Here is a 22,551-nt window from a genome sequence, read left to right as displayed (position 1 = left end):
AACGTGTCAGTGCTCATTATTAAATGAACTGTTATTAATACTCTCATTTGACCTCATCACGATTTAATAGCGACAGCCTTATTTATGTCCTTCAATAATATGCAGCGTTGTCACCTTATGGTTAAGGTGCAAGTCACTATTTTTGCGAGTTCTGAACTTAATATTACTCAGTTTTAACATGCTGGAAGCCTTGCAAATTCCTATTCATTTTCAGCAGTTCCTTTAGAAGAGTCTGATATTGAATTCTTTATCTATTCCCGGTTTTTATGCCGATGTAGCATGATGGCGTACTTAATAAAAAAGGAGTTTGTTATGCCAATACCCGCTTATCTATGGCTCAAAGATGATGGCGGCGCCAGTGTGCGCGGTACAGTGGATGTGAAGGGCAGGGAGGGGAGTATCGAAGTTATTGCCTTCTCGCACGGTGTCAATCTGCCTTATGATTCAACTACGGGTAAAATTACCGGGAAGCGTAATCACGCTCCGATCTCTTTTGAAAAAGAATTTGATTCCTCCAGCCCTTATCTTTATAAGGCGGTATCAAGAGGGAATACGTTAAAAAGCGCCGAGTTTAAATGGTATCGAATCAACGATGCTGGACAGGAGGAAGAATATTTTAATATGCTGCTGGAGGGCGTAATAGTAGTGTCGGTGAATCCCGGTATGCCCAACGCAAAAATGGCTGGGGTGTCGCATATTAATCATATGGAATCTGTATCGTTAATGTACGAAAAAATTACCTGGAAGTACTGTGATGGTAACATCCTCTTTACTGATAGCTGGGAGGAAAGAACTTAACGATGGCATGAACCGCCGGGCATTACCCGGCGGCATTCAGGATTTATTCAGGATCCTCTTCTCAATCAATTTAATAGCTATCATGTAGATAATCGTTGAAAACACTGCGCTGCTGCCTATAAGGGCTACCCCGATAAACCCTTCCACGTCAACTTCATCAAAAAAAGCCGCTGCATTATTCCAGAATTGATATGTTCCTTCAGACATGGGAACAGATGGGGTCGATATAAAAAATATCAGAACGTATAAAAAAGACCATAGGGCGAGTTTAACGCCCCGGGAAACACGTTTTGCTACCATTCAGAATCACCTCAATCACACCATAAGAGATCAGACCATTAGCAAGTTTTACCTGCTGGGTGCTCAGTAGCGCCTGGCGTATGGATAAAAAGTCAGCACGGTGCTGCAATGTGATACAGCCAAGTGACACGCCAGCAGGTCCTGGTGGATGCAATCTGAAGTTGCCACGTTCAACGCCCTTTATCCAGGTGCGGTCATCAACTTTTCCATCATCCCGAAACAGTGCAAACCACTCGTATTTGATTACAGGTCTGCCAGTCGGCCATGAATAAAAATCGTGAAGGTCCGCACGAATGATCCCTTTCCAGCCGCCTGTTGGTCGCTTGACAATATAATAGCGTCCATCCGGAATGGGGCCGAGACTGGGAATTCCAATACAGCCAGTACGGTTGCGATACATGTCTTTACCGGAATATGCCAGATAAGTGCCGACGCCATAGATATAAAGTGGCGAAAAATCTGCGTCGTTAACAATAAATTTTCCGTGAAGTGCCATTGCTTCTCCTTAAGCATAAATAGTCCCACATACTATGGAGCTTACGTGGCTATAAGTAAATGGCATGCTTCTTTATAAATAAAAGTTGACGATGCGAGCCGTATTTCAGTAACAATCAATAATATCTGCATTTCCTATAGTCAACAAATTTTTCATGTGAACAGACTTCAACTTCATCTTGATAAAATTTGAATAGTCCTCACCAGTATGGCAAACATGCAACATGTTTCAGAACATTTTAATATTTCTGCAAATTGCATCATCCGATGCCACTACAAAAGAAACAGTGAACGCACAACTGGCATCTGTCTGTGGCTGAATATCGTTACTGTAATACCTCACTCATAAGGAGGATTTATGGACGCTAATTATACAAAAGACGCGATTTATATCTGTCGCCTGATGTTTGGGCAGGCTGTGCTGGAATTATTAGCAGATAATCAGCCGGTCACTAACCGCGCTCTGGAAGCAAAAATAAAGGTGATGTTACCTGATGCGCAGCCTGCGCTGATTTATAACGTCGCTCTTGATCTGTTGAACGACTAATAACCCTCTGCTTCAGGTAAGTGCCCGGCATTGACGGTGACGCGCCAGGCTATCAGCTCGTTTCACCGGATTCATTTTTGTAATCTGTGCCGCAAAATAAACAGTTCAGCATGATCCCGCCGCCGCAGGGGTGTACTCTTCTGCCGATACACAGGGAGAATATTATGGATGATGAGGCTGTAAGTGATGCCATTGCGGCATGTCGACTACTGTTTGGTCAGGCTGTGATGGAAATTGTGGCTGAGGATAAGCCGGTAACCCGCGAGACCATTACTGAAAAATTCAACGGATGTTCACCGGCATTGAGCCTGAACCCGTTATGAGGCTGGCTATCAGCCTGCTGAAAAATAGCGACAGCTAACGGTAATGTAACCACCACGTCAGGCCGCCATTCGCGGCCTTTTCTCCTTCTTTACGCTGACAGTCCTGCACGGGTTTTGTTAAATCAATCATCCGGCTGATGCGTCAGGCATTTCACTTGCCTGAAAACGCCCATCGTTTTTAACAATTCCGCAATCGCAATGATGGAACCAATCTGACAATGCGCTGACTAATTTGCTGATTTATGCCGTTACGTTAACGCTTCCGGGCCGTTAATCGGGCGAGTCTCACTTTTATTCAGCCAGAACGGCGTAGCCAGTGCGCAGAGGATGTCAGACATGCGGGTTTTAATTATTTGTCGGGATAATATTGGCGATACGTTGCTGACCACGCCACTCATCAGTGCGCTGGCGCAGTCGGGCCAGTATCAGGTCGATGTACTGACCAACAACTACGCTGCGCCCGTGTTGCAGCATAATCCCGATATCCGGCAGCTCTTCTTTTACACCAAGCTGCATCACCGTGAGGCAGGGCAGGGACGACTGGCCTGTGTGTTACAGCGACTGAAGCTGATGCTGAATCTGAAAAAGCAGCGTTACGACATAGTGATTCTGGCCAAAAGCCGCTGGGATCAGCATGGCCTGAAGTGGGTTAAAATCGTGCGTCCCGCCAGAGTGATCGCGCTGGGGCAGCAGCCGCATCCGCTGATCACCGATTTACTGCCGCCGCCCGGCCAGTCACCCTGTCATATCAGCGACACCCTGTTTAGCCTTGGACGGAATTTGCATCTCAGCGCCACCGCGCCAGGTAAACTGACGCTGCGGCCGGATGCGGCTATAGCGGCCAGCCTGCGAGACACCTGTGCGATTGATCCCACTCTTCCGGTCTATGCACTCCAGATCAGCGCCCGCAAGCCGAGTCAGCAGTGGGACGCCGCCCGATTTGCCGGGCTGGCTGAGAAAATTGCGGCGCATCATCCCTGCCAGATCATGCTGCTCTGGTCACCTGGCAGCCGCGATAATCCGCGTCATCCGGGGGATGATGAAAAAGCGCGTGAAATCATGGCGCTCTGCCCGCACCTGCCGATAAAGGCGGTGGCGACTACCAGCCTGCCGCAGCTGATTGCGGCTATGTCATTGTGTCAGGGGCTGGTGAGCAGTGATGGCGGGGCAATGCACATCGGTGCCGCACTGGGCCTGCCGGTGGTAGCGCTGTTTGGTGACAGCGATCCGGCGTGCTGGCATCCGTGGCAGGTCAACTATCAGGTACTGCAACCGGCTTCACGTGAGGTCAACGCGCTGAGCAGCCGCGAGGTTTATGACGCCTTTGTCCAAACGATTATTCAGTAATCTGCTTCAGGCCAGCGTCTACGGCTGGCCGCTTCACATAGCATCGTGATCGTTACGGGACAATATCCGCCAGATTTAAACCACTTCATCGGTGTCATATGCCGCGGGTGCGCCGCCGGAAAATAGCGGGCATCATCATAATGCTCAGAGCAGACGTTGAACGTGGCAAAAAAATCATTCATCAGAATCGCGAACTCCACCTCATTCAGCGGCAGCTGCTGCAGATGAAAACCCGCCCGATCCACTTTCCGGAACCTGCCCAGGGCGGTTGGCTGATTGTGGTATTCAATCAGCGCAATAATAGCGTGAGAAAGATCGTTCATTACCCCACCAGTTTCGCCACGGCCTGCTCGACTTCTTCGGCCTTAATCGACGCCATCGGATGCTGTGACGCCGTTTTATCCGGGCGATGAATAACAATATGGCGATCGCTGTCCTGGCAGGGGCCGGTATAGCGTGGATTGGCAGTAGAGAACAGGCTGACCGTTGGCGTCTGTGCCGCCACCGCGATGTGCAGTGGACCGGTATCGCCAGTGACCAGCAGGTCCAGCGTGCGGATCAGGGTAATCAGGCCGCTGAGATTCGTTTTGCCTGCCATTGGCGTCACACGCTTACGGCAGTGCAGCGGCAGGCTTTCGATAAATTGTTTCTCAAGAGACTGCTCAGCAGCTGTACCGGTGACAATAATTTCAGCGTCAGGCCAGCGTTCGAGCAACGCAGTCGCCAGCTGGCTGAATGAAGCCAGCGGCCAGCGGCGGATATCTTTCGATGCCCCTAACTGAAAACCGATACGGCGATGGCTGGCCGTTGCAGCAGGGCGACTATTTACCTCGGGCAGATGCATCCGGGTCTGCTCTGTCTTTGCGCCCAGCGCTTCGATCAGCTTCAGCTTGCGCTTGATGGTGTGATCGTCGAAATAGCCTGAATAGTGATCAAGATATTTATTCAGCACCGGGGATTCGCTGCCGTAATGATCGCGCACAATCGCCTTACTGCCGGTCAGTACTGAGCTCATAATATCGTAGGGAAAATGAGCGTGTAATATCACTGATAAATCCGGTTTCTGGCGACGCAGTTTGAAAAATAGCGGCAGGAAATTAGCCACTTTGTTATCCCAGATATAGATCTTATCAAACCAGTTATATCGGCTGACCAGGTCCTTATTTTTCTTACTGGAAACCAGAATAAATTTGCTGGTGGGAAAGCGATTCTTCAGGCTCCAGATAGCCGGTGTATTCATCAGAAAATCGCCCAGTGCCGTAGTGGAGTAAATCACTACTGTGCCGGGTGTCAGCGCCTGCAGGGCCTGTGGTTCTGTTCTGCCTGAAAATCGAGAATAAAGCGTTAAAAGTCGGTCTATCAGATAAATCTTTTTTTTCTTCACGTCTGAATTCTCTTGAACGTATCAATAATATTTAACAAAAGGTGTTGTGCATTATTAGAGAATATCTTTACGTCTAAAGTTCAGCAGGGGGAAATATTTTTTATTGGTCGTAGAATATTTGTTTAAACTGTTTCCACAATTTTAGTGTTGTTTATTCAGGGTATATATACAGAATTGTGTAAAAGAGGTAGGCAATTTTCGAAAAGAGTTGGGATGATTCTTATAATAATAATATTTCAGGATTTTTTTAATTCCGCCCTTAATTACTAGCAGGTTAACTATTAGCGAATTTATTTTACGGGAGCTATTGAATATAAAAAAAGAAATAAACCCCGGCACGTGTGCCGGGGCAGGGAATTACGACTGAGGCTGACCCACCGGGCCTGAACCCAGGGTGCCGCCCGGGGAAGACTGGCCACTTGGCGCATGGGGACGGCCATCTTCTTTAATCGCGTCGCTTTTATGCGAGCAGCCCGCCAGAGAGGTTAAGGTCGCTGCCACCAGCAGCAGAGCAGGAATTGTTTTCATGAGGTCACCTTGATGTTGTCAGAAAGAGAACGTAATTAAGACTGAAGACTCACCGTGCGCTGGCCTGCGAAGGCTTATCTTTCAGATGTTTCTCAGCATACGGTCAGCTAAAGCCAAAAAAAACGGAAGCCAGTGGCTCCCGTTCTGTTGACGTGTGGCGGTATTACTTGCGACCCAGCAGGAAGCCGATAAATACGCCAACGCCTGCAGCAATGGCCAGACCTGCAGCAGGATTGGACTGAACCTGATCGCGAATGGTCTCAGCAGCATCACGTGCAGCATAGCTTGCCTGGTTGGTGTAACGACGCGCTGCGCCCTTAGCCTGATGCTCGGATGAACCGGTTGCTGCACCCCATTGTTCCTGAACTGCGCCAGCGGCTTCTTTTACTTTATCTTCGATTTTTCCTGACATTTAAATGCTCCTTGGTTTTGAGTAAGACTCTCAAAGCGTAGCAAAGATAGAGAGTTCTGCTCCGCCAGCGCCCGATAAGGCGTTAAAAAATCATTTCTGGCTGTTAATAGCGCTGCGTTTGCGGGCCAGCCATTTCCTGTCTAGCCTTTTGAGAAGAGAGTCACAGCCGGAGGAGAAACGATGAAACGTGATGCACTGAATGATGATGACTATGATGAAGTCTGCCGCGTTATTGGCGATGCAGTCATTGTGCTGATGGAGCGCGGTCATGATACCCGGCGTGGCGAAATCTATGACCTGCTTAAACGGACCCGGCAGCAGCGCGCCCACAGTGAACGGGATGAGCAGCGAATGCTGGATCACGCTATCCGGCTGGTTAAGCCCGACGTTTAGCGAATGTGGGAGCGTTGCGCTACTGCAGCAGCACGCCCTGAATCAGGCTGGCTTCAACAATCTCCACCTCATTGATTTTCAGCGCCTGCATATATCCTTCCACCAGTAACAGATTACTCACGTCCGTGGCGCGATAGTCGCCAGACAGCTCACTGTCGCCTTTCCAGACCTGCTGCTGCGAGAGCTGGCTCAGGGTCGCCAGCGTATAGTGGTCGGGTTTGCCCGGTAACTGATTGCGAATCGAAAAACCGTGCACGCCCCCGATGCCAATTACCCGACGACCGGCCACATCCTGTTTGATCTGCGGGCTGACTTCGTTAGTCGCATAAAACTGCACAAAGCGCAGCACCGACTGCCGCCAGGAACCAATGGGATTGGGGGATTCCGCCTTCGGGCTGTTCTTGAGCACCGTCAGGATAAAGTTTTTCAGCGTCACCGAAGCCAGTCGGCCCTGGTAGATATCCGCTACCGGCTTGCCCGCCTGCTGCCGCCATGCAGTCATCTGCATTGACCCGCCGCCGATATCCCAGACCAGTAACTGCTCATCCCGGACCATTGGATCGTTAAGCGCGGCTCTGGCAGAGAGAAAGCCAAGCGTCGCCTCCTGCTGCTGCGAAATAATGCTGATTTGTGCACTGCTCTGGCGCTGCAACTGTTCAATGACGGCCTGACCGTTGCTGGCGTTGCGAAACACCGCCGTCGCCACGCCGCTGATTCGCTGCGGATGAAAGCGCTGTGCATGCGCCACCAGCTGCTGCAGTGCGGCGGCACCTTCATGGGTTACTGACGGACTCAGCTGGTTATCCGCTGAATGGGCTAATGCGTCGTTCCAGGCCACGGCGCGCTGATCCTGATACAGCACTTTTTCAATGCGCTGCTGGCAGACATTGACGCGCGCCACCGCAATTTTGGTGGTACCGGAACCGATATCCAGACCGGCGCGGATTTGCTGGCGGCGATCGGCCTGGGCCGATGCGACAAAAAACAGCGAGCAGAACAGCGTAAAAACAGACAGCGCAGCAGGACGCATAGCGACTCCGGGAGCAAAGGGGATCAGAGTGAACGGGTGGCGATGCAGGTCGGGTAGACGCTCACCAGGAAATGACGCAGATGGTCAAAGCACCATTCGGCGTCATCAGCCAGCGGACAATAGAACTGGATGGTAATTTTTTCGTAATCGCGCTGACGCTGACGCAGCGGCGACCAGCTCCAGTCGAGCACTGAACGGGCATAGTTGACCAGTGTCCCGGCAGGCAGCTGCTCCTGCTGCTCCTGTCCGGTCAGGTAACGATGAAAGCTCGCTTCCAGCTGCAGGGCTTCCTCAAAGTCGTGCTGTGGCAGGTCGGGACGAAAAGCCACATCGATAAAACCACAGACCGCCTTTTCCTGCTGCTGCCAGTCACAGGCCAGAGTCATAAACAACCCCTCCTGCAGGTTAACCTCCTCGACCAGTCGCCGCAGATTCGCTGAGCGATTCAGCACGACAATCTCTTCAAGGCGACCGGTTTCCAGCGTCAGATCAAAGCCACAGGGATTAGCAGAGCCATCCGCATTGCGCGTAGCGGGGAAGGGGAAGTCGATATAACCGTTGTTATCCAGACGCTTTTCCATCGGGGAGCCCTGCTGCTTGACGTTTCCTGACAATAAACCATCTGGCAGCAGGATTCATCCCTTATGGACAGGTCCAGGTAATTTGGGTGTCCTGGTAAGGATTAATCAGGCGGAACTGCTTATCTGACAGGCGCTGCGCATAGTAACCTTCACGCGTTACGGCGGAGGGCACATATTTAAACCGATCCAGTGACTGCAGCGGGCCACTGTTTACGCTGACATTGTCCCGTGTCACGGTAAAGCTGTTAACCAGGTCAAAAATCACGCCCTGAGTCTGTCCCATCGACTGACCATAAATTGTCGAAACCTCACCCGGACATTCCACCCCTTTCGGGCCAGATGAACATCCAGTCATCATCGCGATGAGGATTAAAATGCTGAGTCGCATCATGATTTTCTACCTGCTTCAATCCCTGGGAGTGTTGTGGCGCAGAGTCTATCCTGTTGCACCACCAATCACTTAATTATAGCAGTTTCCGCTACGCTTCCTGTTTGTGATTTGTTTGATCGTTAAGCAACAGGAATGTAAAGGGGTGACTTTGCTTATCAATAAACGTTATTCTTGGCTCCTTTGCGCACCACTTAGGCAAATCCAGGGATAAATTATGAAAGAAGAAGAAGCAAGTCTAATGATTATTCGCCACGCGATTGACGAGCTGGAAGCCGATAAGAAGCAACAGGTGCTCGCCTGCTCAGCGAATATTCGTGCAGCCATGCAGGCTTATGATAGCGAAAATGCCGGGCTGGCGCTGATGTTAGTGGCCGCCGAGGTGGCAGCCGAATAGTCACTATCCGGCCAGGCAGGCACGCTGTCAGGCTGGCCGGATTACTTTATCTTTTCTCAACTTTCAGGTTTTTTCGCACACCGATTCCACCTTTTAATGGTCTCAGTCACGCTCGCCTCACGTCTCTCCTCTGGTTTTTATATGTTAAGCTAAGAAAATTCTCAATGAAATCAGTGGAGACACAGCATGAAGGCAGCGTTAATTGCCCTGGGCCTGCTGGCCTGTCACATCGCACCCGCCTGGAGTGAAACCGAATTTCAGCTTAACTGTCCCGGCCGGCCGACCATGACGGTTTCGCGTGCCGAATATGGTTTAACCACCCTGATGTGGCCGGAAAATCACTTCCAGATTGCCGCCGGTCAGCAGCGAACCCGCTTAGAAGCAGGCGATCAGGTGGCGATTACCCGCTTTCGCAATGGCGATCAGCTGATTGTGAACCAGCGCAGCCAGGCAACCTTCTTTGTATACCGCGACAGCGATAAACTGCTGCCCTGCAGCCGCAGCGAAAAACGCGATGTCGATGCGCTGACCCTGGAACGCTACGACGATCGTCAGCGTTCCGACAGTTAACCCCGGGAGCCACTATGCAACCTGAGATTACCGACAACGTTACCGCGCAGGATCTGGATGAGGTCAGGCTGGGTCTCAATGCCTTCAACAGCAAATTTATTGATGTGAATACGATCAGGTCAATGGGGGTGTTTATCCGTGATGAGCAGGGCAAAAAGGTGGCCGGGCTGACCGGCTCAACCACCGGTAACTGGCTGCGGATTGATATGCTCTGGGTGAGTGAGGCGCTACGCGGGCAGGGGGCAGGCAGCAGGCTGATACAGGCTGCCGAGCAGGAGGCGCGGGATCGCGGCTGCCGTTATGCACAGGTGGATACCGCCAGTTTTCAGGCGCGGCCATTTTATGAAAAACTCGGCTACACCCTGCGGCTCACGCTGGCGAACTACATAGATCATTATCAGCGGCACTATCTGACCAAAGAACTGTAATCAGAACAGCGGATTTTCCCGCAGATCCAGTGGATGCTGTTCAGCTTCATCGATGGCAGCCAGCCAGCTTTGCAGCGTCACTTTTTTCCAGGAAAGATGCCCGCGCGTGGTGCTCATCAGCACCACGTCGGGGCGCAGCGAGCGGTAAAATTCCAGCGTCTGACTCAGCTCAGCCGGATTACTGTCCGGCACCAGCACCGTGATCCAGTTGTCATGAGAACGGGTCACGGTATCACCGACAAACAGATAGGTCAGCCCGAGCGGCGAGGTATAGAGAAAGCTGCAACTGCCCGGCGTGTGTCCGGGCGTCGGCAGCAGATGGAAATCGCCGAAGTGCGTCTCCGGCTGCGAAAAGGTGTCATCAGGCTCAGCAAAACGGCTGATGGGGCCTAATGAGCGGCTGTGGCAGTAAAGCGCGCTGCTGAAACGCTGCTGGATCACCGCCGCTCCGGGCGCGGATTCGTGCCAGTGGGTCAGATAGTGACGGATCACGCCGCCGGTATCGGCAATCACTTCATGATCGAGCGGGTTTTCTACGCGGCCAATCAGCAGATTGCCGCGCGGGTGACGCAGCATAAAGCCATGCATCATCAGGTCATTAACGGCATCTTCCACCGGGAATTCCGGGGTTGAGATCCACAAATCGTCATACAACGGCTTCAATGTCGATCTCCTGAAACGCTCTCTAATCCCGCAGGACGGGATGCCCGGTCGCCTGCAAATGGGCGTTGCCCTGGCTGACCGCTAATCGTGCGCTGGCGCCCAGCGGCAGTGTGACGGTGTCAGCGGCATGACCAAAATCTAATCCACAGATCACCGGCAGACCGGTAGTATCACGCACGCGCTGCCAGACGGTATCGAAGTCAAAACCATTGTCATAGTCCGACAGGGCCGTGCTGGTGAAGCTGCCGGTGACGATTGCCCGCTGTCGCGCCAGAATGCCGCTCTGCTCCAGCTGAATCAGCATGCGTTCAATGCGGAACGGATGCTCATTCACATCTTCTATCACCAGAATGCCGTTCTCAATCTGCGGCATCCACGGCGTGCCGATCAGCGAGCAGATCATCGCCAGGTTTCCGCCCCACAGCGTACCCTGCCAGTCGCCCTGGTCTGGCGTTTCGCTCTGCCATTTCACCTCTACTGTAGGTGATGTCAGTGCCTGCCAGAAGTGGTGCAGGGTAAATTCAGATAAGGTCGCGGCACCGAAGTTACCGGCCAGCATCGGTGCACTGAAGGTAATCAGGCCAACCTGTGCCAGCAGTGCCAGCTGAATTGCGGTGAAGTCGCTATGGCCGCACAGCGCCAGCGGCTGATTCAGCAGACGGCGTTGCAGGCCAACATAGTCGATGGATGCCAGTAACCGGCTGGCCCCATAACCGCCGCGCACCGCCAGCACCACGTCGGGCAGCGTAGTGAGGCTGGCAAGCTGGTTGATATCCGCCAGCCGTTCCGCGTCGGTGCCGGCGAAGCGCTGAAAACGGCGGGTGATCACCTGCTCGTTCTCCACCTGATGGCCCGCCGCGCGCAGTCGAGCAATGCCCTGCAGCGCCGCAGGCTGATTATGACAGTAACCGGAGGGGGAGATAAGACGAACTGAACGTGAAATCATCATACTTTCCTGCTGTTAGCGCTCATGACTGACGGCGATGATGGCAAAAAGCCCCGCTGAAGTCACGGTGCGCGCCGCATAATCGTGTATTTAGGATAAACGGTAATTTTGCTCTCAGGCTGCCTGGGTATGATAGCATTCGCCACAACCGCGATGAGACGAAAAATTGCTGAAAATCCGACACCTTATACTCCCGGCTTTACTCCTGACTGGCTGTGCCAGCGAGCCACCGCACCATGCCGTTAAGCAGCGCAACACGCCGTTAACGCAGGCACCGCCTTCCAGCGTCAATGGAACCTGGGCCATGTTTACCGAAGATGCCGCCAGTCATTATGGCGTTGATGAGAAGTTGATCAGCGCCATTATCAGTGTCGAATCGGGTGGAAATCCGGGCGTAGTGAGCCGCTCCAATGCGGTAGGGCTGATGCAGATTAAAGCGTCGACCGCGGGGCGCGAAGTCTATCGCACGCTGGGCCGCCGCGGTCAGCCGTCTAATGCCGAGTTGCGCGATCCGGCCAAAAATATTGATATCGGCACCGCCTATATCCGCATCCTGCAGGACTCTGCGCTGTCGGGCATCCGCGATCCGCTGACCCTGCGTTACGCCACCATCGTCTCTTATGCCAACGGTGCCGGTGCGCTGCTGCGAACATTTTCACGCGATCGCGATCGGGCTATTGCGATGATCAATGCCATGTCACCGGATGAGTTCTATCAGCATGTGCAGAACAGGCATCCGGCGGCGCAGGCACCGCGCTACCTCTGGAAAGTCACCACCGCTTACCGCACCATCTGACCGGTTTTGACTACGCCTGCGGCGTGAGCAGCAGCCGCGCCGTGGGATAGTCAATAATCAGTACCTTGATATAACCGCCCAATAGCGCACCGCGAATCGCCTGCGCTTTCTCCCGTCCCCCAGCCAGCCCGACGACCTGCGGGCACTGTTTCACCTGCGCCAGCTCCATTCCGATCACCGGATCTTCTTCCGCTTTCAACACCGGCTGGCCGCAGGCGTCAAAATAGTGCAGGCAGATATCACCGACCGCACCGCGTGCCGCCAGCGTCTGCAGCATTTTGCCATCGTAGTAGTTGCCAGAATTGCGCAGCAGCGCCGACGGCTCCAGATCGCCGATGCCGACAATCGCCAGATCGACCTGCTCAAATTTACTCAGCACCTCGGCAACCTCTGCATTGGCCGACAGCCGCTGGCGATCGCTGACCGAATGCTCAATCGACTGCGACGGCAGCAGCCAGGCGGGGCAGTTCAGCAGCGCCGCCAGATTCTGGGTCAGAATGGTGGCCTGCACGTTGCCGTTGGCACCGACGCCGCCCAGCAGCTGGATCACGCCCTTACAGGCGCTGTTAAGCGGATGCAGCGCATCCACCATCGCCCGGATAGTGCCGCTCCAAGACGAAATACCAATCAGCTCATCGTTGCGCAGCCGGGTCTCCAGATAGTGAGCGGCCGCCGATCCAATCGCCTGCTTAATCTGCAGCGGCGACGCCTGATCCGGCACATCCACCACAATCGCCTGCGGCAGGTTGTAGGTCTGCTCAATCGCCTTTTCCAGTTCCGGATAGACGTTGGCCGGTGGCACCACGCTAATCTTGACCACACCCTCTTTCACGCTGCGATTAAGAATGCGTGAGACAAACGACTGCGATAGGGTCAGCGACTGCGCGATCTCTGACTGCTTCAGCCCTTCGACATAGTAAAGCGTGGCAATCTTCACCATCAGTCGCTGTTCATCCTGTTTTGCCATCGGTTTTTCCCTCTCTGAATCTGCCCGGTATTGTTAACCAGGATGATCAAAATCACAACGCAGGCTAATTTGTGATCGTTTTCGCTTTTTAACGATCGCGCATTGGACGGCGCGTCAGCGCAGGCGCATAGTCATTATGCATATAAAATCGCGTGTGAATATATATTCAAGCGGAGAAAAATAATGACTCGTCCTCTGATTAAACTGACCCTGCTGGCTTCGATGTTCGCTTTTTCTGCAACGGCGCTGGCGGTAGAGCAAGGCCTGCTGGCGATTATTACCCCATCCCATGACAACCCGTTTTTCAAAGCCGAGGCAGAAGGCGCGTTAGCCAAAGCCAAAGAGCTGGGTTACGCCACGCTGGTGGCGTCGCACGACGATGACGTTAACAAGCAAAACCAGCTGATTGAGACCGCGATTGCGCGCAAAGCGAAAGCGATCATTCTGGATAACGCCGGCGCGGACGCCACCGTCGGGCCGGTGCAGAAAGCCAAAGATGCCGGTATCCCGACCTTTCTGATTGACCGTGAGATCAACAAAACCGGTATCGCCGTGGCGCAGATTGTCTCCAATAACTATCAGGGCGCGCAGCTGGGTGCAGAGAAATTTGCAAAGTTGCTGGGCGGCAAAGGCGAGTACGTTGAACTGCTGGGCAAGGAGTCTGACACCAATGCGGGCGTGCGGTCGCAGGGCTATCACGACGTGCTGGATGACTACACCGACCTGAAAATGGTGGCGCAGCAGAGCGCGAACTGGAGCCAGACCGAAGCCTTCAGCCGCATGGAAACCCTGCTGCAGAAGCACCCCAACATCGTCGGCGTGATCTCCGGTAACGACACTATGGCGCTGGGCGCGGAAGCCGCGCTGAAAGCCGCCGGGCAAACCTCGGTGATCGTGGTGGGCTTTGACGGCAGCGACTACACCCGCGATTCGATCCTCAACAAAGGCAACATCAAAGCGACGGTACTCCAACCGGGCTGGGATCAGGCGCAGATGGCGGTCACGCAGGCGGACTACTACCTGAAGAACGGCAAAGCGCAGAAACAGGAGAAGCAGCTGATGGACTGTGTGCTGATTGACGACAGCAACGCCGCTAAGCTGAAAAACTTCAACCTGGCGAAATAACTATGAAACGGATAGTGGCGGTATTGACCGGTATGGCGCTGCTCAGCGCCTGCACCGTGGTGGATCTGGATGCGGACGGTAACCCGATTCTGCCGAAAGATCCGCACGCGAAGCCCAGCTATACCACCCAGACGCCGCAGCAGATTGCGGAGGAGACCTGGCAGCCGCGGGTCATGACCACCGCGAACAGCCACGCACTGAGCTGGGCGGACATGGAGGCGAAAAGTCAGACGGTTAAACCCGGGGGGCGTGAAAGCGTCTTCGTACGGGCCAGCGGGACGGCCAGCGCCCTGGATGAGAGTAATCCGCGTGAACGCACGCTGACGCTGACGATCAACGGTAAACCGGTGGCAGTCAGCGTCGGGCCGGTGCTGCGCAGCAACGCTATTCGCGACGCCGCCGGGTTCCGTTTCGAGGAGTTTACGAATCAGGTGCAGTACGCCCAGCTGACGCGGGCGCTGAACCGTCACGCGGTGAAGCAGCTGCCGCCGCTGGATGCCAGCTGGGTCAACCAGCCGGTGCAGGCGCTGCTGGCGGTGAGCATCGGTCACAACAGCGTTGAAAAGGTGGTGGCGGTGGAGCTGAAGCGGGGGACGCACTGATGAACGATGAGATCATTCTGCGGGCCGAACAGATATCGATGCTGTTTCCCGGCACGCTGGCGCTGGATCGCGTCGACTACCGGGTCTGGCGCGGCAAAGTTAACGTCATCATCGGTGAAAACGGGGCGGGAAAATCGACCCTGATGAAGATTCTGGCCGGGGTGCAGCAGCCCACCGCCGGTTCGCTGTTCCTGAATGGCGAGCCGCTGACGCTGAGCAGCACCCGTGACGCTGCCCGGCACGGTATCGGCATGGTGCACCAGGAGCTGAACCTGTTTGAAAACCTCACGGTGGCGGAGAACCTCTTTCTGGGCCGGGAGATCCAGCGCGGCCTGTCACCCATCAATGAGGCGGAGCAGGCACGCCGCACCGCCGCACTGATGGCGCGGCTCGATCAGCCGATCTCGCCCACTGAGCGGGTCGGCAATCTCAAAGTGGGTCAGCAGCAGCTGGTGGAGATCGCCAAAGCGCTGGCGGAAGATGCAGACATTCTGATCCTCGACGAGCCGACCTCCGCGCTGAGCAAAACCGAAGTGGAGATCCTGTTCCGGGTGATCCGCGACCTGACGCAGCAGGGCGTGACCCTCATCTATATCTCCCACCGGCTGGAGGAGCTGATGGCGATTGGTGACGTGATTACCATTCTGCGCGACGGACGTTTCCAGGCGGAAGCCCCGGTGAGCACCATCGATGTGCCGTGGATCGTGCGCGAGATGCTGGGCAGTGAGCCGGTCACGACCTTTTTGCCGGATGAGCGTGAATTTGGCGCACCGGTGCTGGAGGCGCAGCATATTACCTGCGTCAGCCCTAACGGCAATACGCTGGTGGATGACGTCAGTTTTCAGGTGCGGGCCGGGGAAATTGTCGGGATCTACGGACTGATGGGCGCGGGTCGCACCGAACTTTTTGAGTGTCTGCTCGGCAGCCAGCGCCACTATCTCGGCAGGCTGTGGCTCGACAGTAAACCACTGCCAACCCGTCTGCCGACCGCCGATCGCATCCGTATGGGCATGAGCCTGGTGCCGGAAGATCGCAAACGCGCCGGGATTTTCCCGGTCTCGTCGGTCGCCAGTAATCTCACCATCGCCAGCCTGTGGCGGCGACTGTCGCACCGTTTTGCCATTGCGCATCAGGCGGAGCAGCAGGCGGTGAACCAGACGGTGGGCAACCTGGCGATCAAAATCTCGTCGCCGGACGTCGCCATCAGTGCACTCAGCGGCGGCAATCAGCAGAAAGTGGTGATTGGCCGTGCGCTGCTGACCAATCCACGTCTGCTGCTGCTGGATGAGCCGAGCCGCGGCATTGACGTCGGGGCCAAAGCCGAGGTGTTTCGCACCATGGTAGCGCTGTCGCAGCAGGGCATCGCCGTGCTGTTCTCCACCTCAGACCTGAAAGAAATTATGGCGGTAGCCGATCGCATCCTGGTGATGTCGGGCGGCAAACTTACGGCTGATCTTCCCCGCGACCAGGCGGAAGAGGCAGCGCTGGTGAAAGCAAGTGCGCAGGGGTTCTGAGCATGAAAAGCAATAACAGCGTCGCGCTGAACACACTTCCGGCTAAAGCGTTCAGTTCACGCGAAAGCATTCTGCTGCTGCTTCTGAAACTGCGCACCTTTATTGCGCTGATTCTGATTGTCGGCTTCTTCGCCATCACCGTGCCGGACTTTCTCGCCACCGGCAGCCTGGTGATCATGGTGAAACATATCGCCATCAACGCCTTTCTGGCGCTGGGCATCACCTTTGTCATTATCACCGCAGGCATTGACCTGTCGATTGGGGCCACCTTAGGGCTGTGCGGCATGATCGCCGGCTGGCTGATCACTAAAGGCATTGTGCTGCCGATGTTTGGCATCGCTATCTTTCCCAGCGTCTGGGTGATTGTGCCGGTTGTGCTGTTGGTCGGCGCGCTGATTGGCGCGGGCAACGGCTGGATCATTACCCGCTACAATGTGGCCCCCTTTATCTGCACCCTCGGCACCATGTACATCCTGCGCGGCGCGGCAATGCTCACCTCCGGCGGCGAGACCTTTCCCGGTTTGCAGGGTAATCCGCTACTGGGCAATACCGGTTTCGACAGGATTGGTGCGGGGACGTTTCTCGGGCTGCCGTATGCCATCTGGATGATGGTGCTGCTGGCGCTGGTCATCGCCTATATCGCCCGTCGTCTGCCGTTTGGCCGTCAGGTCTATGCCATCGGCGACAACGAGCGTGCCGCTGAACTGTCGGGGGTGAAAACCCGGCAGGTGAAAATTCTGGTCTACACCCTGTCGGGCTTCTGCGCAGCCATTGCCGGCATCGTGGTCTCATCGCAGCTGGTCGCCAGCCATCCGGCGAACGGCACCGCGTTTGAGATGAACGCGATTGCCGCCGTGGTGCTGGGCGGCACCTCGCTGGCGGGCGGACGCGGCACCATTGTCGGCACACTGATTGGGGCGTTTGTCATCGGCTTTCTGGCGGATGGCCTGATCATGATGGGCGTCAGCGAATTCTGGCAGATGGTCATTAAGGGCATTGTCATCATCATCGCGGTCATTATCGACCAGACTCAGAGCCGGATGCAGCAGAAGGCGGCGGTGGTGGCACAGAAAGCATTAATCGAGGAGGGCTCACCGGCAAAATCCTGAATGCGCTGAGCCAGGCAGGCGGGACTGCTGCATGTTTCTGCTCACGGGGATGGCCTGCCCGGATTAACGGGCAGAGTGGCAGACAAAGGGGAGTGCCCGTGTAAGGCACGCCTTTTCTGGCAGAAATTTTTTTAACCGATGTGAATATATATTCATAACCGATTTAAAATTCAGAGGTAGTGTATGAATCCTTTCAATCTTCCGGTCGAAGACCTTGAGCGTCGGGCGCGTGCTATCCGTCGTCGCATTATCCAGCTGAATGCGGGCAGCCCGGCAGGCGGCCATACCGGTGCCGATCTGTCGCAGGTGGAGATCCTCACCGCGCTTTACTTCCGTATTCTGAACTGCGCCCCGGATCGCACGGACGACGATCAGCGTGACATCTACATCCAGTCCAAAGGTCACGCGGTGGGCGGTTATTACTGCGTGCTGGCGGAAGCGGGCTACTTTCCGACCGACTGGCTGGCAACCTATCAGCATGCCGACTCGCATCTGCCCGGCCATCCGGTGCGGCAGAAAACGCCTGGCGTTGAGCTGAATACCGGCGCACTGGGACACGGACTGCCGGTGGCGGTGGGCATCGCTATCGCAGCGAAAAAAGATAACAGCTCGCGCCGCATCTTTGTGGTGACCGGCGACGGGGAACTGGCCGAAGGCAGCAACTGGGAGGCAGCACTGGTCGCAGCGCATTACGGCCTCGACAACCTGATCATCATTAATGACAAGAACAAGCTGCAACTGGCGGGGGCGACCCGCGACATCATGAACACCGATCCGCTGCCGGAAAAATGGCGTGCCTTCGGGCTGGAGGTCACCGAATGCAACGGCAATGAGATGGCGGCGGTCGTCGACACCATTGAAAACCTGCCGAAGAACGGCAAGCCGCAGGTGATTGTGGCACATACCGAAAAGGGCTTTGGTATCTCCTTTATTCAGAGCAAAGCCGAATGGCATCACCGGGTGCCGAAAGGCGAAGAGATCGCGCTGGCACTGGAGGAACTGAAAGATGAGTAATGCACAACATTTAGCAAGCGTCATGGTGACGGCTTTCATCGACGCGGTGAATCGCGGCGTGGATCTGGTGCCGGTGGTAGCTGACTCCACCTCAACCGCCAAAATCGCCCCCTTTATCAAGGCGTTTCCCGACCGTCTGATCAACGTCGGTATCGCCGAGCAGACGCTGGTGGGCACAGCGGCCGGGCTGGCGCTGGGCGGCAAAGTTGCGGTGACCTGTAACGCCGCGCCGTTTCTGGTATCACGCGCCAATGAGCAGGTGAAAGTGGACGTCTGTTACAACAACACCAACGTCAAACTTTTCGGGCTGAATGCCGGGGCCAGCTATGGTCCGTTAGCCAGCACCCACCACAGCATTGATGATATCGCGGTGATGCGCGGTTTCGGCAATATCGAGATCTATGCGCCTTCCTGCCCGCTGGAGTGCCGCCAGATCATCGACTACGCCCTTGAGCATGTCGGCCCGGTCTATATCCGTCTGGACGGCAAAGATCTGCCGCAGCTGCACGACGAAAGCTACCGGTTCAGTCCGGGTGCGATCGACCTGTTGCGGGAAGGCAGCGACATCGCGCTGGTGGCAATGGGCTCAACGGTTCACGAGGTGGTTCACGCCGCTGAGCAACTGGCTGAAAAGGGCATTTCAGCCGGTGTGATCGCGGTTCCATCGATTCGTCCCTGTGATACCCAACAGCTGCGGAACCTGTTAAATCACTACCCAGCGGTGATTACCGTAGAAGAGCACAACGTCAATGGGGGTGTCGGCAGCCTGGTGGCCGAAGTGCTGGCGGAAGGCGGCTGCGGCATCCCGCTGTTACGGCTCGGCATTCCGGATGGCGAATATGCGATTGCCGGCGATCGCGCCTCGACCCGCGCCCGTCATGGCATTGATGCCAGCAGCGTAGTCAACAGTGCAGCACGCATCTGCGCAGGAGCATAAACATGGTGGGACCCCTGATTCTGGCGATCGACGAAGGCACCACCAACGCCAAGGCGATTGCGGTTGATCGCAGTGGCCGCGTCGTGGCGCGCGGCAGCCAGAGTTTAACCCTGCAACATCCGCAGCCCGGACTGGCGGAGCAAGACCCTGTGGCGATCTGGCAGGCGGTAAAACAGGCGATCATCCAGTGTCTGTCAGCCTGTGATGGCGCGCCTGTCGCGGCCGTGGCGATCAGCAATCAGCGCGAGTCGGTGCTGATCTGGCAGCGGCGTGATGGTCAGCCGCTGACGCCACTGGTGAGCTGGCAGGATCGACGCTCAGAGGCATTCTGTCGCGATCTGCATCAGGCGGGCAAAGCGCCACGTATTACCGGCTTAACCGGGCTGGCCGTTGATCCAATGTTTCCGGCCGCCAAGCTGACCGGGATGCTGGCCGCCATTCCCGACGGCGCGGCGCGGGCCGCAGCTGGTGAGCTTTGCATCGGCACCGTCGACAGCTGGCTCAGCTGGCAGCTCAGCGCAGGTGAGGTATTCGTTACCGATCACGCCAACGCCGCCCGCACTCAACTTTATAGTCTGCATCTTAATGACTGGGACGAGGAGCTGCTGACGCTGTTTCAGCTACCGCGCGCCGCGCTGCCACGTATTACCTCTTCCGCTAGCGAACAGGGCGTGGTCGCGGTGCGTGACATTCCCGGCTTAGCGCCCGGTACGCCCATTCTGGCGCGCATCGGTGACTCCCATGCTGCGCTGCAGGCGCAGCGGCGCGGCGAGTCAGAAGTGGTGAAAGCCACCTACGGCACCGGCTCTTCACTGATGATGTCGATGGCGACGCCGCTGCTGACGGAAAATGGCCTCAGCACCACCGTGGCCTGGCACGACGGCACGCTGCGTTATGCGTTTGAAGGCAACATCACCCATACCGGTTCCGGTGCCGCCTGGCTGGGCAAACTGCTCGGCGTGCAGGATCCGCGTGTGCTGACCGCCATGGCGCAGCGCTGCGACGACAATCAGGGCATCTATTTTGTCCCGGCGCTCTCCGGCCTGGGCGCGCCCTGGTGGGATCTGCAGGCGCGCGGCATGGTATGCGGACTGACGGACGCCGCCACGCCCGAGGTACTGGCGCGTGTCGCGCTAGAGTCGATCGTCTGGCAAATTGCCGACGTCTTTTTTGCGATGGAGCAGGCCAGCGGCCAGCAGCTCCCGGCCCTCTGTGTGGATGGCAGCGCCACCGAAAACAGCTGGCTGATGCAGTTACAGGCGGATGTGTTACAGCGGCCGCTGCAGCGGGTGCCGACTGCCGAAGTTTCCGCGCTGGGCGCGGCGCTGCTGGCGGGCAAAGTACTGGGATGGTGGCAGCAGGGCAGTGATATGCAGGCGCTGCAGGGCGGCAGCGTCATCATGCCACGTGAAGAGCATGCGCAGCGTATGCAGGAAAACTATAAAGGCTGGATCGACGCCGTTGCACGCTGTCGTTATCAGCCACATTAATCCTTAACCGGAGCAGAGCCATGTCAACACTTCCTCAGCAGTTAACCTTCGGTGTCATCATTGGCAACCGGGGATTTTTTCCCAGCTATCTGGTGGGCGAGGCGCGCCAGCAGGCGGTTGCGCTGTTTGAAAAGATGAACATCAATACGGTGATGCTGGATGAAACCCAGACCAATCTGGGCGGCGTCGAGACGCGGCAGGAGGCCAAAACCTGTGCTGCGCTGTTTCGTCAGCATCGCGAAGCGATTCACGGCATTGTGGTACTGCTGCCTAACTTTGGTGATGAAAAGGCCATTGCCGAAGCGCTGCGTCTGGCCGGGCTGAATGTGCCGGTACTGGTGCAGGCGGAAGAGGACAACCTGGATAAAATGGGGCTGGCGACCCGCCGTGACAGTTTCTGCGGCAAAATATCGCTCTGCAACAACCTGCGGCAGTACGGCATTCCGTTTACCCTGACCCGCCAGCACGTCTGTGCCCTGAGCGGCGAGGTTTTCCAGCAGGATTTACAGCGCTTCAGCCAGCTCTGCCGGGTCGTGAATGCGATGCGGCGGGTTCGCGTCGGCGCGATTGGTGCGCGGCCCGCCGGATTCAACACCGTCCGCTACAGCGAAAAGCTGCTGGAGAAGATGGGCATCGCGGTAGAAACCCTGGATCTGTCGGAGATTTTTACCCGCACAAACCGGCTGCGTGATGACGATATCCGTGTGGCAGAGAAGCGCGAGATCCTGGAAGCCAACGCCGATGCGCGCGGCATTCCGGGCGACAAACTGGTGACTATGGCCAAACTGTTTGTGGTGATCAGCGAGTGGATCAGTGACAACGATATCGACACGACTGCCATTCAGTGCTGGACGTCGCTGCAGGAAAACCTGGGCATCAACGTCTGCTCAATCATGAGCGTGATGTCGGGTCAGCTGATGCCCAGCGCCTGTGAAGTGGACGTGATGGGCGCGCTGTCGATGTATGCGCTCGCCAGCTGTTCGCTGAGTCCTGCTTCACTGGCGGACTGGAACAACAACTTTGGCGATGAGCGGGACAAATGCGTGCTGTTTCACTGCGGGAATTTTGCCAGCGCCAGCCTGGAGTCACCGACCATGGGCACGGCGGATATTATTGGCACCACCGTGGGCAAAGAGAACACCTGCGGTGCGGTGCATGGCCGGATGAAGCAGGGCGACCTCACCTATTTCCGCCTCTCGACCGACGACTTCAGCGGCGAAATCAAAGCCTATGTGGGTGAGGGGCTATCAGTCACCGATCCGCTGGACACGGTCGGCTGTCGTGCGGTCATACAGGTGCCGCAGCTGGAGACGCTGCTGGCATGGATCTGCCGCAATGGCTTTGAGCACCACGTGGCGATGAACCACTCGGCCACGGCCGGTGTGCTGCAGGAAGCTTTCAGTGAGTATCTCGGCGTGAGCTGCTATCGGCATCAGTAAGCGATAAGAGTGAATCGCAGAACGCGAT

Annotated in this window: 29 protein-coding genes; 17 read left to right on the top strand and 12 right to left on the bottom strand. The window is 55.9% G+C overall.

Annotated features, from left to right (window positions below):
* The first annotated feature begins 312 nt into the window (after window positions 1-312).
* Window positions 313-798, top strand: a complete 486-nt coding sequence (locus tag EGO56_RS11525) for an Hcp family type VI secretion system effector (protein WP_135909209.1) — start codon at window positions 313-315, stop codon at window positions 796-798.
* Between the two features lie 36 nt (window positions 799-834).
* On the opposite strand, the gene EGO56_RS11520 is transcribed toward EGO56_RS11525, so the two are convergent.
* Window positions 835-1,098, bottom strand: coding sequence for a hypothetical protein (locus tag EGO56_RS11520; protein ID WP_135909207.1), 264 nt, complete (start codon window positions 1,096-1,098; stop codon window positions 835-837).
* Window positions 1,067-1,594, bottom strand: a complete 528-nt coding sequence (locus EGO56_RS11515) for a DUF2778 domain-containing protein (RefSeq protein ID WP_135909205.1) — start codon at window positions 1,592-1,594, stop codon at window positions 1,067-1,069. Before EGO56_RS11515 ends, EGO56_RS11520 begins: the two co-directional genes overlap by 32 nt.
* Before the next feature lie 357 nt (window positions 1,595-1,951).
* Between EGO56_RS11515 and EGO56_RS11510 the strand changes: the two genes are divergently transcribed.
* The 3 genes from EGO56_RS11510 (at window position 1,952) to EGO56_RS11500 (ending at window position 3,810) form a co-directional block, all read left to right on the top strand.
* Window positions 1,952-2,140 (top strand): hypothetical protein, encoded by a 189-nt coding sequence (locus EGO56_RS11510; protein WP_135909203.1) that lies wholly within the window; start codon window positions 1,952-1,954, stop codon window positions 2,138-2,140.
* Between the two features lie 164 nt (window positions 2,141-2,304).
* Window positions 2,305-2,463, top strand: coding sequence for a hypothetical protein (locus tag EGO56_RS11505; RefSeq protein WP_238348976.1), 159 nt, complete (start codon window positions 2,305-2,307; stop codon window positions 2,461-2,463).
* Window positions 2,464-2,799: 336 nt separating this feature from the next.
* On the top strand, window positions 2,800-3,810 hold the full coding sequence (locus EGO56_RS11500; protein ID WP_135909201.1) for a glycosyltransferase family 9 protein: 1,011 nt from the start codon (window positions 2,800-2,802) through the stop codon (window positions 3,808-3,810).
* On the opposite strand, the gene EGO56_RS11495 is transcribed toward EGO56_RS11500, so the two are convergent.
* The 4 genes from EGO56_RS11495 to EGO56_RS11485 form a co-directional block, all read right to left on the bottom strand.
* On the bottom strand, window positions 3,804-4,133 hold the full coding sequence (locus EGO56_RS11495; protein ID WP_135909199.1) for a DUF1493 family protein: 330 nt from the start codon (window positions 4,131-4,133) through the stop codon (window positions 3,804-3,806). The two genes, EGO56_RS11500 and EGO56_RS11495, sit on opposite strands and share 7 nt — an antisense overlap.
* The gene (locus EGO56_RS11490; protein ID WP_135909197.1) at window positions 4,133-5,194 is read right to left on the bottom strand and encodes a glycosyltransferase family 9 protein; all 1,062 of its coding nucleotides are present in this window, start codon (window positions 5,192-5,194) and stop codon (window positions 4,133-4,135) included. Before EGO56_RS11490 ends, EGO56_RS11495 begins: the two co-directional genes overlap by 1 nt.
* 357 nt (window positions 5,195-5,551) lie before the next feature.
* On the bottom strand, window positions 5,552-5,722 hold the full coding sequence (locus EGO56_RS22300; protein ID WP_013357533.1) for a hypothetical protein: 171 nt from the start codon (window positions 5,720-5,722) through the stop codon (window positions 5,552-5,554).
* 163 nt (window positions 5,723-5,885) lie between these two features.
* On the bottom strand, window positions 5,886-6,134 hold the full coding sequence (locus EGO56_RS11485) for an ElaB/YgaM/YqjD family protein (protein ID WP_013357534.1): 249 nt from the start codon (window positions 6,132-6,134) through the stop codon (window positions 5,886-5,888).
* 180 nt (window positions 6,135-6,314) lie between these two features.
* Here EGO56_RS11485 and EGO56_RS11480 point away from each other — a divergent pair, with 180 nt between their 5' ends.
* The gene (locus EGO56_RS11480; RefSeq protein ID WP_013357535.1) at window positions 6,315-6,527 is read left to right on the top strand and encodes a DUF2767 family protein; all 213 of its coding nucleotides are present in this window, start codon (window positions 6,315-6,317) and stop codon (window positions 6,525-6,527) included.
* Between the two features lie 19 nt (window positions 6,528-6,546).
* Here EGO56_RS11480 and EGO56_RS11475 read toward each other — a convergent pair whose 3' ends face one another.
* From EGO56_RS11475 to EGO56_RS11465, 3 genes are all read right to left on the bottom strand, one after another.
* A complete protein-coding gene (locus EGO56_RS11475; protein ID WP_135909195.1) occupies window positions 6,547-7,557 on the bottom strand; it encodes a Ppx/GppA phosphatase family protein in 1,011 nt (336 codons plus the stop codon).
* 23 nt (window positions 7,558-7,580) lie between these two features.
* Window positions 7,581-8,138: a hypothetical protein gene (locus EGO56_RS11470; RefSeq protein WP_135909193.1), complete on the bottom strand. Its 558-nt coding sequence runs from the start codon at window positions 8,136-8,138 to the stop codon at window positions 7,581-7,583.
* Between the two features lie 61 nt (window positions 8,139-8,199).
* On the bottom strand, window positions 8,200-8,529 hold the full coding sequence (locus tag EGO56_RS11465) for a hypothetical protein (protein WP_135909192.1): 330 nt from the start codon (window positions 8,527-8,529) through the stop codon (window positions 8,200-8,202).
* A 214-nt stretch (window positions 8,530-8,743) separates the two neighbouring features.
* On the opposite strand from EGO56_RS11465, the gene EGO56_RS11460 reads away from it, so the two are divergent.
* From EGO56_RS11460 to EGO56_RS11450, 3 genes are all read left to right on the top strand, one after another.
* The gene (locus tag EGO56_RS11460; RefSeq protein ID WP_013357539.1) at window positions 8,744-8,923 is read left to right on the top strand and encodes a hypothetical protein; all 180 of its coding nucleotides are present in this window, start codon (window positions 8,744-8,746) and stop codon (window positions 8,921-8,923) included.
* Window positions 8,924-9,109: 186 nt separating this feature from the next.
* Window positions 9,110-9,493, top strand: coding sequence for a hypothetical protein (locus tag EGO56_RS11455; protein ID WP_135909190.1), 384 nt, complete (start codon window positions 9,110-9,112; stop codon window positions 9,491-9,493).
* 14 nt (window positions 9,494-9,507) lie between these two features.
* On the top strand, window positions 9,508-9,921 hold the full coding sequence (locus EGO56_RS11450) for a GNAT family N-acetyltransferase (protein ID WP_135909188.1): 414 nt from the start codon (window positions 9,508-9,510) through the stop codon (window positions 9,919-9,921).
* Here the strand turns inward: EGO56_RS11450 and EGO56_RS11445 are convergent, their stop codons facing one another.
* Together EGO56_RS11445 and ldcA are read right to left on the bottom strand one after the other, a co-directional pair.
* Window positions 9,922-10,584 (bottom strand): MBL fold metallo-hydrolase, encoded by a 663-nt coding sequence (locus tag EGO56_RS11445; protein ID WP_033782762.1) that lies wholly within the window; start codon window positions 10,582-10,584, stop codon window positions 9,922-9,924.
* Window positions 10,585-10,606: 22 nt separating this feature from the next.
* A complete protein-coding gene (gene ldcA, locus EGO56_RS11440) occupies window positions 10,607-11,530 on the bottom strand; it encodes a muramoyltetrapeptide carboxypeptidase (protein ID WP_135910570.1) in 924 nt (307 codons plus the stop codon).
* Between the two features lie 166 nt (window positions 11,531-11,696).
* Here ldcA and emtA point away from each other — a divergent pair, with 166 nt between their 5' ends.
* Window positions 11,697-12,326: a membrane-bound lytic murein transglycosylase EmtA gene (gene emtA, locus EGO56_RS11435; RefSeq protein WP_098050908.1), complete on the top strand. Its 630-nt coding sequence runs from the start codon at window positions 11,697-11,699 to the stop codon at window positions 12,324-12,326.
* A gap of 10 nt (window positions 12,327-12,336) precedes the next feature.
* Here the strand turns inward: emtA and EGO56_RS11430 are convergent, their stop codons facing one another.
* Complete coding sequence (locus EGO56_RS11430) at window positions 12,337-13,293, bottom strand: sugar-binding transcriptional regulator (RefSeq protein ID WP_135909186.1); 957 nt, start codon at window positions 13,291-13,293, stop codon at window positions 12,337-12,339.
* Between the two features lie 183 nt (window positions 13,294-13,476).
* On the opposite strand from EGO56_RS11430, the gene EGO56_RS11425 reads away from it, so the two are divergent.
* From EGO56_RS11425 to EGO56_RS11390, 8 genes are all read left to right on the top strand, one after another.
* Window positions 13,477-14,418, top strand: coding sequence for a D-ribose ABC transporter substrate-binding protein (locus tag EGO56_RS11425; protein ID WP_135909184.1), 942 nt, complete (start codon window positions 13,477-13,479; stop codon window positions 14,416-14,418).
* A gap of 2 nt (window positions 14,419-14,420) precedes the next feature.
* Window positions 14,421-15,020 (top strand): DUF2291 family protein, encoded by a 600-nt coding sequence (locus tag EGO56_RS11420; protein WP_135909182.1) that lies wholly within the window; start codon window positions 14,421-14,423, stop codon window positions 15,018-15,020.
* Window positions 15,020-16,534 (top strand): sugar ABC transporter ATP-binding protein, encoded by a 1,515-nt coding sequence (locus EGO56_RS11415; RefSeq protein ID WP_135909180.1) that lies wholly within the window; start codon window positions 15,020-15,022, stop codon window positions 16,532-16,534. Before EGO56_RS11420 ends, EGO56_RS11415 begins: the two co-directional genes overlap by 1 nt.
* A gap of 2 nt (window positions 16,535-16,536) precedes the next feature.
* A complete protein-coding gene (locus EGO56_RS11410; protein WP_013357549.1) occupies window positions 16,537-17,643 on the top strand; it encodes an ABC transporter permease in 1,107 nt (368 codons plus the stop codon).
* 183 nt (window positions 17,644-17,826) lie between these two features.
* Window positions 17,827-18,657, top strand: coding sequence for a transketolase (locus EGO56_RS11405; protein ID WP_033732315.1), 831 nt, complete (start codon window positions 17,827-17,829; stop codon window positions 18,655-18,657).
* Window positions 18,650-19,594, top strand: a complete 945-nt coding sequence (locus EGO56_RS11400) for a transketolase family protein (RefSeq protein WP_135909178.1) — start codon at window positions 18,650-18,652, stop codon at window positions 19,592-19,594. The genes EGO56_RS11405 and EGO56_RS11400 overlap by 8 nt, the downstream gene beginning before the upstream one ends.
* Before the next feature lie 2 nt (window positions 19,595-19,596).
* Window positions 19,597-21,084: an FGGY family carbohydrate kinase gene (locus tag EGO56_RS11395; RefSeq protein WP_135909176.1), complete on the top strand. Its 1,488-nt coding sequence runs from the start codon at window positions 19,597-19,599 to the stop codon at window positions 21,082-21,084.
* A 20-nt stretch (window positions 21,085-21,104) separates the two neighbouring features.
* Window positions 21,105-22,523 carry an L-fucose/L-arabinose isomerase family protein gene (locus EGO56_RS11390; protein ID WP_135909174.1) on the top strand — a complete coding sequence of 473 codons (1,419 nt, stop codon included), beginning with the start codon at window positions 21,105-21,107 and terminating at the stop codon, window positions 22,521-22,523.
* Window positions 22,524-22,551 lie beyond the last annotated feature (28 nt).

The sequence above is a fragment of the Pantoea vagans genome (assembly GCF_004792415.1).
In the GTDB taxonomy this organism is placed as follows: Bacteria; Pseudomonadota; Gammaproteobacteria; order Enterobacterales; family Enterobacteriaceae; genus Pantoea; species Pantoea vagans.
This window is presented reverse-complemented; position numbering and strand designations above follow the sequence as displayed.